Annotated in this window: 8 protein-coding genes; 2 read left to right on the plus strand and 6 right to left on the minus strand. The window is 58.7% G+C overall.

Going from position 1 to position 10541, the window contains the following annotated elements:
- Positions 1-2664: efflux RND transporter permease subunit (locus tag PFH44_RS20655; RefSeq protein WP_283825997.1), on the minus strand; the 2664-nt coding region annotated here is incomplete at its 3' end.
- Positions 2665-2687: 23 nt separating this feature from the next.
- Entirely contained in the window at positions 2688-3863 is a 1176-nt protein-coding gene (locus PFH44_RS20660) for an efflux RND transporter periplasmic adaptor subunit (RefSeq protein WP_283825998.1), read from the minus strand.
- 550 nt (positions 3864-4413) lie between these two features.
- Here PFH44_RS20660 and PFH44_RS20665 point away from each other — a divergent pair.
- Both PFH44_RS20665 and PFH44_RS20670 read left to right on the plus strand, forming a co-directional pair.
- Positions 4414-5268, plus strand: a complete 855-nt coding sequence (locus PFH44_RS20665; protein ID WP_045857838.1) for a PA4780 family RIO1-like protein kinase — start codon at positions 4414-4416, stop codon at positions 5266-5268.
- Positions 5269-5771: 503 nt separating this feature from the next.
- Positions 5772-6680: a sugar phosphate isomerase/epimerase family protein gene (locus PFH44_RS20670; RefSeq protein ID WP_283826001.1), complete on the plus strand. Its 909-nt coding sequence runs from the start codon at positions 5772-5774 to the stop codon at positions 6678-6680.
- 79 nt (positions 6681-6759) lie between these two features.
- On the opposite strand, the gene PFH44_RS20675 is transcribed toward PFH44_RS20670, so the two are convergent.
- From PFH44_RS20675 to PFH44_RS20690, 4 genes are all read right to left on the minus strand, one after another.
- Positions 6760-7695 (minus strand): 2-hydroxyacid dehydrogenase, encoded by a 936-nt coding sequence (locus tag PFH44_RS20675; protein WP_283826002.1) that lies wholly within the window; start codon positions 7693-7695, stop codon positions 6760-6762.
- Between the two features lie 50 nt (positions 7696-7745).
- Entirely contained in the window at positions 7746-9068 is a 1323-nt protein-coding gene (locus PFH44_RS20680) for an MFS transporter (protein ID WP_283826003.1), read from the minus strand.
- Positions 9069-9423: 355 nt separating this feature from the next.
- Positions 9424-10275 (minus strand): sugar phosphate isomerase/epimerase family protein, encoded by an 852-nt coding sequence (locus tag PFH44_RS20685; RefSeq protein WP_283826004.1) that lies wholly within the window; start codon positions 10273-10275, stop codon positions 9424-9426.
- A 106-nt stretch (positions 10276-10381) separates the two neighbouring features.
- The coding region (locus tag PFH44_RS20690; RefSeq protein ID WP_283826005.1) for a transketolase-like TK C-terminal-containing protein at positions 10382-10541 on the minus strand (160 nt) is incomplete at its 5' end.

The following is a 10541-nucleotide window of genomic DNA, read 5'->3' on the forward strand; positions in this document are numbered from 1 at the left end:
CGGAGGTGTAAAAGATATAGAAAAGAGACAGGTATTGCCCTGAGTGGCCTGCTGGTAGCTGAGGTCCGTCCATTCAATATTCATCCCGTTCGGCAGCACCTGCTTAGACATCCCGGCCAGCGTCGTCATCGCCTGAGCGGACGACAGCACGCGCGGATCGGCATCACCGATCAGGTCCGCCGCCGGGTAGCCGTTGTAGCGGATCACCGGGTCAGGCCCGTAGGTGGTGGTGATATTCACCATGCTGCCAATCGGCACCATCTCACCCTGGCTGTTGCGGGTGCGCAGGTTACCGATATCCTCCACGCTGTCGCGGAACGGCCCGTCGGCCTGAGCCATCACGCGCCAGGTGCGGCCAAACTGGTTGAAATCGTTCACGTAGGACGATCCCAGATAGGTCTGCAGCGTCCCGAACAGGTCGGTCAGCGACACGCCCTGGGCCTTGGCCTTATCGCGATCCACCTGCACGTCCAGCTGCGGAACGTTGGCCTGATAGGTGGAGATCGGGAAGTGCATTCCCGGCGTCTGCATAATCGCACCCGACATGGTGTTAACCGCGGTTTGCAGCGCGCCGTAGCCCAGACCGGCCCGGTCCTGAATATAGAGCGAGTAGCCGGAACCCTGGCCCAGCCCCAGAATCGGCGGCGGCAGGATCGAGAAGCCGAACCCCTGCTGCAGCTGCGCGATCTTCGCGTTAATCTCGGCGTTAATTTCCGCCGCGGTGTGCGTACGCTGATCGAACGGCTTTAGGCCGAAGAAGACCGTCCCGGTGTTCGGCGTATTGGTAAACTGCAGCGCGTTGAGCCCCGGAAACGCCACCGCATAATCCACGCCTTCGGTGTTCATGCCGATTTCGCTCATCTTGCGGATCATCGCATCGGTTCGCGCCAGCGAAGCGCCTTCCGGCATCTTCACGCCGCCAATCAGGTACAGCTTATCCTGGGTCGGAATAAATCCGCCGGGCACGGCTTTAAACATCACTCCGGCGGCGCAAAGCAGTAGGAGATAAACCACGAACACCGACCCGCGGCGGCCAAGGGTTTTCGCGACCAGCCCCTGATAGCCGTTAGAGCTGCGGTTGAAGAAGCGGTTAAACGGTCGGAACAGCCAGCCGAACAGCCTGTCGATAAGCCGGGTCGGCATATCCTTCGGCGCGCCGTGCGGCTTGAGCAGCAGCGCCGCCAGCGCCGGGGAGAGCGTCAGCGAGTTAATCGCCGAGATCACCGTCGAAATCGCGATGGTCACCGCAAACTGCTTGTAGAACTGTCCGGTAACGCCGGAGAGGAAGGCCATCGGCACGAATACCGCGCACAGCACCAGGGCGATCGCGATAATCGGCCCGGAGACCTCGCGCATCGCCTGGTGCGCCGCCTGCAGCGGCGCCAGCCCCTCTTCAATATTACGCTCGACGTTCTCCACCACCACGATGGCGTCATCCACCACGATCCCGATGGCGAGCACCAGCCCGAACAGGCTCAGGGTATTCAGCGAGAAGCCAAGCAGATAGAGAATGCTGAACGTCCCCACCACCGACACCGGCACGGCAATCAGCGGGATGATCGACGCGCGCCAGGTTTGCAGGAACAGAATCACCACCAGCACGACCAGCACCACCGCTTCCAGCAGGGTTTGCACCACCGCGCGGATGGAGTCGCGCACGAAGACCGTTGGGTCGTACGGCGCCGCCCACTTCATATCCTCCGGGAAGCGCGTCGACAGCTCGCTCATCTTGGCGCGCACGGCGTTAGAGAGGTCGATGGCGTTCGCCCCCGGCGACTGGAAGATACCAATCCCGACCGCGTCTTTATTATTCAGCTGCGAGCGCAGGGCGTAGCTGCCGGAGCCCATCTCAACGCGCGCCACGTCGTGCAGGCGCACCACCGATCCGTCCTGGGCCGTTTTGAGGATGATATTGCCGAACTCCTCCTCGGTATGCAGGCGTCCCTGGGCGTTAATCGAGATCAGGAAATCGCTCTCTTTCGGCAGCGGCTCGGCGCCGAGCTGGCCGGCGGAAACCTGCACGTTTTGCTCCTGCATCGCCGCAACGACGTCAGAGGCGGTCAGGCCGCGCGCCGCCACCTTATTAGGGTCCAGCCAGACGCGCATCGCGTACTCGCCGGAGCCAAAAATCTGAATCTGGCCGACGCCCGGCAGGCGCGCCAGCTCATCTTTGACCTTCAGCGTGGCGTAGTTGCGCATATACAGCGAATCATACTTGCCATTCGGCGAGAACAGATGCACCACCAGGGTAAGCGTGGGGGACTGCTTCTGGGTGGTGATCCCGAGGCGGCGAACGTCCTCAGGCAGGCGGGCTTCGGCCTGCGATACCCGGTTTTGCACCTGAACCTGCGCCTGGTCGGGATCGGTACCCGGGCGGAAGGTCACGGTGGTCACCAGCACGCCGTCGGAGCCGGCCACGGATTTCATGTACATCATGTTTTCAACGCCGTTGATCGCTTCTTCCAGCGGCGTCGCCACGGTTTCCGCGATAACCTTCGGGTTGGCGCCCGGATACTCCGCGCGCACCTGCACGCTCGGCGGCACGACGTCAGGATATTCGCTGACCGGCAGCAGCGGAATCGCGATCAGCCCGGTGACGAAAATCAAAATCGACAGCACCGCGGCAAAAATCGGCCTGTCGATAAAAAAGCGGGAAAAGTCCATACGACGGATTCTCTGGTAAGGGATCAGTTAAGGGCGGTGTTGGCGGTCATGGCCACGGTTTTCGCGTTAACCGGCATGCCCGGCATAAACACTTTTTGTAAGCCGTCTACGATGACTTTATCGCCGGGGTTGAGCCCCTGCTGCACGATGCGCAGGCCCGCCGCCAGGCGGCCAGGCGTGATATCACGACGCTGCGCTTTACCATCTTTATCAACGATATAAACGTATTTGCGATCCTGATCGGTCAATACCGCCTTGTCGTCAATCAGCATGGCGTTGAACTCGGCGCTGCCCGGCAGACGTACGCGGGCGAAGAGCCCCGGCGTAAACAGGCGCTGGGCGTTATCCAGCACCGCGCGCATGCGGATCGTGCCGGTACTCGGCGTGAGCTGATTGTCGAGGAAATCCACTTTGCCCTGATGGGGATAGCCCTCCTCTCCGACCAGGCCAATTTCTACCGGCAGGGCCAGATGGCTGCTGGACGCCCCCTGCCCGCTGCGGGCAAGGTTCTGGTAGTGAAGATAGGTTGATTCATCCACGTCAAAGTAGACGTACACCGTCTTCTGCGACACCAGGGTGGTGAGCACGCTGGCGCTGTCGCCCGCGGTGACGAGGTTGCCGCTGGTGATCAGCGCGCGGCTGGCGCGGCCGTCGATAGGCGCGGTCACTTTGGTAAAATCAAGGTTCAGCTGCGCCGCGTCAACCGCCGCCTGCGCCGCCCGCATATCGGCCTGCGCCTGGACGGCGGCCGAACGCCGCTGCTCCCACTCTTCGCGGGAGACCACGTTGGTGTTCACCAGCTTGTCGGTACGGCCGGCTTCGCTACGCGCCAGGCTGGCCTGGGTTTTGCTGCGCGAGAGCTCCGCCTGCGCCTGCTCAAGCGCGGCGCGGTAGGTTCTGTCGTCGATGGTGAACAGCACCTCGCCCTTTTTCACTTCCTGGCCGTCGGTGTAGTTCACCTTGTCGATATAGCCGGAGACGCGCGGGCGCAGCTGGACGCTCTCTACCGCTTCGATGCGGCCGTTGAAGCTATCCCACTGGCTGACGGGCATAACCACGACGTCGGCGGCGCTGACGGCCGGCGCCTGCGGCGCGGCATTTTGCGCGACGCCGTTATCGCATCCGGCAAGCAGCGCCGCGAGCAGCGCCGTCCCCAATAAACGCCGATGAAAGTTAACCCAAGGTTTTTGCAGGCTCATTATTTTTATTCCGCTGGTTGTTGTTGCCGCCGAACAAGACGCCGCGGGGGACGCAGCGCCACTTCCTTTGTTCGGGCTGGCTGAAGGCCATTTGTGTCGCTCATCGCCACAAAATATGTATCAATTACGAGTACACTATCGCGGCGATTGTAGGGAGGCGCTAAATTAAGTGCAAGAATAATTGTTGCACTTTATGTGCTATTCGCGAGAGTGAAGTATGACCATTTGTTAAGGCCCGTTGTTTTTTCTGGCTTTACCGTAACCGCTCGGCGCCGTCAGGGCCGCTTCGCCGCGCCAGCCCGCCCGAAATTCACCATCGGCGACGGCCGGCGGCATGAGATGAACCCCTAAGAGCCCCACCGCGTATGCCCTGCGGCCGTTTTGAACCTGCATTCCTGCGGGACAATTTCCCTGATTCCAGTTAACCTTGTGACCCATTGCAGAAAACATCGCACTTACCGAGCAATGTCATGATTTTGACCAGGAGGGAACACGATGACTGTCCCGTATTATCAGTACGAAAAGCGTCTGAAATAAGGTATAAAGCCGCATGAAAATCCCAAACAGAATCCAACCTCTGGTCGATGACGGCCTGATAGACGAAGTGCTTCAGCGGCTGAAAAGCGGTAAAGAGGCCGACGTTTACACTGTTTTATGCGGTGACAAGATCCAATGCGCCAAAGTCTACAAAGAGGCGGCACAGCGCAGCTTTAAGCAGGCCGTGCAGTATCAGGAAGGGCGTAAGGTCCGCAACTCGCGCAATAACCGTGCGATGCAAAAGGGCTCGAAGTTCGGCCGCAAGCAGCAGGAGGAGACCTGGCAAATGGCCGAGGTCGACGCCCTGTTCCGCCTGGCTAACGCCGGGGTTCGCGTACCTCAGCCCTATATCTGCATTGACGGCGTATTATTGATGGAGCTTATCACTGACGCCGAGGGCGCGGTGGCGCCGCGCCTGAGCGATGTCGCCCTGACGGAAGAGGAAGCCGTTGCCGACTTCGCGACCATGATCCGCAATATCGTGCGCATGCTGTGCGCCGGTCTTGTTCACGGTGATTTGTCGGAGTTCAACGTCCTGCTCGATGCGCAAGGGCCGGTGATTATCGACCTGCCGCAGGCGGTAGACGCCGCGGCAAACAACCACGCGCAGTCCATGTTCGAACGCGACGTGAATAACATCACCGCCTACTACGGCCAGTTTGCCCCGCAGCTCCTGAAGACGCGCTATGCGAAAGAGATCTGGATGCTGTATGAAGACGGAAAATTAACGCCGGAAACGCCGCTAACCGGCCTCTTTGTTGAAGAGGTCCACGCGGTCGATATGGACTCGCTGATGGATGAAATTATCGCCGCGGAAGATGAGTTCTACGACCGCCAGCGCGCCGCCAAAGAACGCGACGACGAATAGTTGTAGGCCTTTGCGCTGCCGCACGGCAGCCCAGGCTAAGGGGCAGACCGGCGCTTAGCCGCGCATCACCTCGCAGACGGGCCCGGCAACAGGGTCCGTCTGGCCCTACAACGCCTGCGGCAATCCACCCGCCGCAAAATCCCTGACAACACCGCAGCTTAAACACCGTCCCTAAGATACGCCTTCCCTTTCCGCTCCCTGCATACTTTTGAACAGCATAGCAACGCATGAATGCTGCTTATCTCGCCGAACCGTGCCGCCGACGCGCCTGCCTGGCCCATGATTGCGAAACATTATCCTCATTAGAATCAATAGCAATACGCGCATAAGCGTCGTTTAAAGCAAAGTGCGATCGGCGTCAAGGTTATGACATTACGCCTGCTCTATGTTTGTTCATATGTTCAGATATCATTAAAATGTTCACAGCCAATAAAGCGCTTCCTGCACCTGGCGTAACCGCTTAGCCCACACCTTAACCCCCCGCTCTTTGAGGAGGCAGTGATATGACAGCAACGACCGAATTGTATCCTTCGGCGCACATCGCCGAACTTTTCTTCCCACTGGCCGGCGATGAAAACGCCGTTTTACAGGTCATCCACAAAATCGCCGACATCGGCTATTACCGGGGATTTGAAACCGGCATTATCCACCGCCCGGAGATAGCGGCGAACATCCGCGATCTCGCCGAACGGCAGCGCCTGAACGTCACCCAGTGGCTGACCTTCGAACTGCTCAAGGACCAGCTCAACCTCAGCAGCCTCGACCCGGATCTGCGGGAGAAATCCATCCGTCGCGCCTGCGAGCTGGTGCACCTGGCGGCCGAATGCGGCACCAGCAAGCTGTCGCTGGTGAGCGGCGGCGATCCCGGCGACGCGCGCCGGGAAGAGGCTAAAAAGGGGTTTGGCGAAGCGCTGGTACGCATTGGCGAAGTCGTTGGCCAGTATGACAACATGCTTTTACAGGTGGAGCCGCTCGACCGCTTTGCGCATAAATGCCAGCTGATTGGCCCAACGGACGAGACCGTGGAGTGGATGAAAGCGCTGCGCCCTGACTGCCCGAAGCTCTATCTCGCCTGGGACAGCGCCCACGTCTCGCTGAATCAGGAAGATCTGGCGGAATCGCTGGCGCTCGCCGCGCCGCTGATTTCGCAGCTGCATCTGGCGAACGCCATCCTCGATCCGCAGGCCGAGGGCTACGGTGATTATCATATGAAGTTTGGTGAACCGGGGTTCCTCACCACGGCGTCAGCGGCGCACATCATCCGAACCGCAATGAGCCTTGCGCTGCCGAAGGAGCTCGGCCCCATCTCCCTTGCCGTCGAAATGCGCACCACCGAGCAGGACGACCTGTGGGATAACGAGCGCCAGTGCCGAGAGTTTCTGCAGAGCGCCTGGCGCGAGGCCCAGCGCTGATAGCGACGCCTGAATAGCAAAGGGGCCATAAAGGCCCCTTTTTATTAACCCCATTGCGCCCGCAGGCATTAGACGGACGTCACGCCAATCGGACCGGCGTCAGCAGCGGCTTGCCGGCATAAAACGCCGTAATATTATCGATGACCAGCTGCGCCATCGCCGCCCGGGTGGCGCGGGTGGCGCTGCCGATATGCGGCGTCACCACCACGTCATCGCGGTTTAACAGCGCCTGCGGAACCTGAGGCTCGTTGGCGAAAACGTCCAGACCCGCGCCGCCGATCGTGCCGAGGGTGAGCGCCTCCGCCAGCGCCTCCTCATCCACCACGCTGCCGCGGGCGATGTTGATTAAAATCCCCTGCGGCCCCAGCGCGGCCAGCACGTCGTGGTTAATCAGCTTCTGGCTCTCCTTCCCCGCGCTGGCGCATACCATCAGCACGTCGCTATTTTTCGCCAGCTCCAGTAGATCGGAGTAGTAGGTCACCTCGCTGCTCTCAACGGGATTGCGGTCAAAGCAGGCAATGCGCATCGCAAAGCCCTGCGCCCTTTTCGCGACCGCCCGGCCAATGCGGCCGAAGCCCACGATGCCCAGCCGCCCGCCGCTGACTTTGGTTGACTGCGGGTAGGTGCCGGACTGCCAGCCGCCGCGCTCAATAAACTTCTGCGCGCCGGTAATGCGCCTTGATACGTTCAGCATCAGGGCGAGCCCAAGGTCGGCAACGTCATCGGTCAAAATATCCGGCGTATTGGTCACCTGGACGCCTTTTTGCGCAGCGGCGCGAATATCCACGCCGTCATAGCCGACGCCAAATACGGCGATTAGTTTTAATTGTGGTAATTGATTAATCAGCGCGGCCTCAACCTTCGACTCCCCACTGGCTAATATTACCTGGACTTCCCCGGCAATGGCATGCAATTGTTCAGCGGACAATTTACTGTATTCATACAACGTGTGGGCGAGCGCCAACTCATCCGCTAACGTCTGCGGTACTTTATCCACTCGTAATATAACTGACATATCAGCATCCTGTATTTAATAGCGATTTATCCGCATAACTCAGCGGCTATTTATTTCTGGTACGACAGCTGGCCGTTTTTCAGCGGTAATTTATTGAAGTTAATGCACAGCGTTCCAACGGTGTAGAGGCCGGCGCAGATGGCGAAATAGACCAGCACGCTTTCAAAGCTGCCGGTGGCCTGTAAAATAACGCCCACCAGAATCGGCACCAGAATCCCCGCGCAGCTGTTCGCCATATTCATCAGCCCGCCAACCAGACCGACGCGGTCTTTCGGCGCCAGAATCGCCGGGAAGCTCCAGTAGAGGCTGCCGAACATCATGAAGAAGGCAGCGACGGAGAGCAGGCCAACGGCGAGGTCCGGATCGGTCACCGTCGACAGCGCGTACAGCACGCTCAGCCCGACGATACCGGAGATAGAGAGCAGGCTTTTCAGCGAGACGTTATGGCTGACGCCTTTTTTCACCAGGAAGTCGACGAAGAAGCCGCTAAACAGGCATCCCAGCGTCCCCATGATAAAGATGATAAACGTCGAGTTACCGATAGAGGCCAGCTGCAGACCCTGCGCTTGCGCCAGATAGCTCGGTCCCCAGGTCAGCAGTCCCCAGTACACCATGCCCCAGGAGGCGCGGCCAATCATGATCGCCGCCATCGTAAACCAGCTGATCCCCAGCCCCTTAGTCGGCGCGGTATTCTCCTCACCGGTCGCGCTGCTGACGTTGCCGGCGGCAATATACGCCACCTCCTTCGGGTCTACTTTCGGGTGTTCAGACGGGCGGTCGCGCAGAATTCGCCATGCCACAAAGCCCAGCAGCATGGTGAAGAGGCCGACCACCACGAAGGTGACGCGCCACGAGTCCAGCAGCACGATTAAATGGGCTACGATAATCCCGCCGATCGCCACGCCCAGCGGGCTGCCGGAATCCATGATAACCGCCCCGCGGCCCCTTTCAGATTGCGTCAGCCAGGTTGAGCTCAGCTTCGCGCCGCTGGGTGAAACCGGCGCTTCCATGACCCCTAAACCGATACGGGAAAGGATCAGGCTAATCCCGCCGCTCGCCAGGCCGATAATGGCCTGGAAGAACCCCCAGCCAAACAGCGCGCCGGTGATCACTTTGCGCGGGCCGTAGCGGTCGAGCAGCCAGCCACCCGGCACCTGCAGCAGAGCATAGGACCAGAAGAAGCTGCTAAGAATCAAACCCTGAGTTGTTGGTGAAAGATCGAACTCTTCTTTTATATACGGCATCCCGATCGACAAGGTAATACGATCCATCAGGTTAACGGCTAATAAGAAGAACATCGTAGCAAAGATAACCCAGCGGTAGTTAGTGGGCTTCTTTGTATTTGGTAATGGAGTGAGTGTAGAGTCAGACATAATTAACCTTCGATTTTAAAAGTCGTTAAAAAAATAAAACGAAATTAATCTATGAGCGTTAAGTACCCGGTGAACATTAGTTACTCTTTTTGCCCTAAGTGAACAAAAGAGCGGTTTATGAACTTATGTTACAGACATAACAACATATACATCAGATACCGTATGCGACCTTAATCACAGAACATGGAAATGTGCTTATAATCATTTTTATAATCCCGGATAAAAATACCGGTCATGACATTCAGTTCATTCTCATCGATAAATAAGAATAAACTGCGGGTTTAAAAATAAAATAAATTGCGCCAGCGGCTTATGCCCTTTACCCGGAATTTCAGCGGCGGCGCATTTTTATTTATCAGGCGCCGACAGGGTAGCCCAACCATTTCTCCAGCATCTGCCGGGACTGGATCAGCACCTCGAGGCTATACGCCGGATCGATAGGTGAATCCCCCCGTACCGGGTAGCTGTCGCGCTGGCGATGCATGCGCAGCGGAATCTCCAGGCTACAGGGAATGGCGCGCGCCTCCAGCTCTTTCAGCATTGGCACATAGCTCAGTTGCCCGTAGCCCATCGGCGTGAAGTGCACCTCCCCGTCGCGGACCTGCAGATCCTTCAGGTGGCAGTGCTGAGCCCCCGGCAGCATAGCGATCGCCGCCGCAACCGGATCGACGTCCGGGCACAGCGAAACAATATTGCCGGCATCAACGTTGAAGGCCACCGCCGGACTATCGATAGCCTCCAGCAGCGCAAAGCCGTCGTCAGCCAGGCGGAAGACGTCATAATTCGGATCGCCGCCGTTTTCCAGACAGATCGTGCAGCCGTGCTCGGTGGCAACCGCCGCCAGCTCGCGCAGATTATCGATAATACGCGCGCGATCGGCGCTCCTGCCGACGCAAACGTTGATCCATTTTGCGCCAATCATGCTGGCAAAGCGGATGCGCTGGCTGAACTGCTCCACTGCATCCGCGGCGCCCATATTCATCGTCGCCCCCAGCGCATGCGTACCCAACTGGTGTTTTTCCAGCAGCTCGCGAATATGCGCCGCGTTTTCCGCGCCAAAGAGCTCGGGCGGCATATCGCCCACGTAGCCCTGGTTATAGGCCAGCTCAACGTAATGAAACCCGGCTTTTTTAATGGTGCTAAAGGCGACGTCGGTATCAAGGCCGTCGAACATCGCGGTATTTACGCCAATCACAAGTTTACTCATGACGATCCCTTCCTTTATGTTGCAGAGCTGCCAGCGTTGTTGTTGCCAGAATAGCCGATAAGCCAGCCCCGCGTTTATCAAAACCCCGGTGATAGCAGACCCGAACCTACGCCAGCAGCGCCTTCGCCTTAGCGACCACGTTCTCAACGGTGAAGCCAAACTCTTCGAACAGCAGCTCAGCCGGCGCGGACTCGCCGAAGCTGGTCATGCCGACGATGGCGCCGTTCAGACCCACGTATTTGAACCAGTAGTCGGCGATACCCGCT

The sequence above is a fragment of the Klebsiella sp. Ech2A genome, assembly GCF_030078455.1.
Classification (GTDB): Bacteria; Pseudomonadota; Gammaproteobacteria; order Enterobacterales; family Enterobacteriaceae; genus Klebsiella; species Klebsiella terrigena.

Excerpts from the sequence above, each read along its gene's own strand:
- PFH44_RS20670 (WP_283826001.1), top strand. The coding sequence starts at position 5,772 with ATGACAGCAACGACCGAATTGTATCCTTCGGCGCACATCGCCGAACTT.
- PFH44_RS20665 (WP_045857838.1), top strand. The coding sequence starts at position 4,414 with ATGAAAATCCCAAACAGAATCCAACCTCTGGTCGATGACGGCCTGATA.
- PFH44_RS20680 (WP_283826003.1), bottom strand. The coding sequence starts at position 9,068 with ATGTCTGACTCTACACTCACTCCATTACCAAATACAAAGAAGCCCACT.
- PFH44_RS20660 (WP_283825998.1), bottom strand. The coding sequence starts at position 3,863 with ATGAGCCTGCAAAAACCTTGGGTTAACTTTCATCGGCGTTTATTGGGG.
- PFH44_RS20685 (WP_283826004.1), bottom strand. The coding sequence starts at position 10,275 with ATGAGTAAACTTGTGATTGGCGTAAATACCGCGATGTTCGACGGCCTT.
- PFH44_RS20675 (WP_283826002.1), bottom strand. The coding sequence starts at position 7,695 with ATGTCAGTTATATTACGAGTGGATAAAGTACCGCAGACGTTAGCGGAT.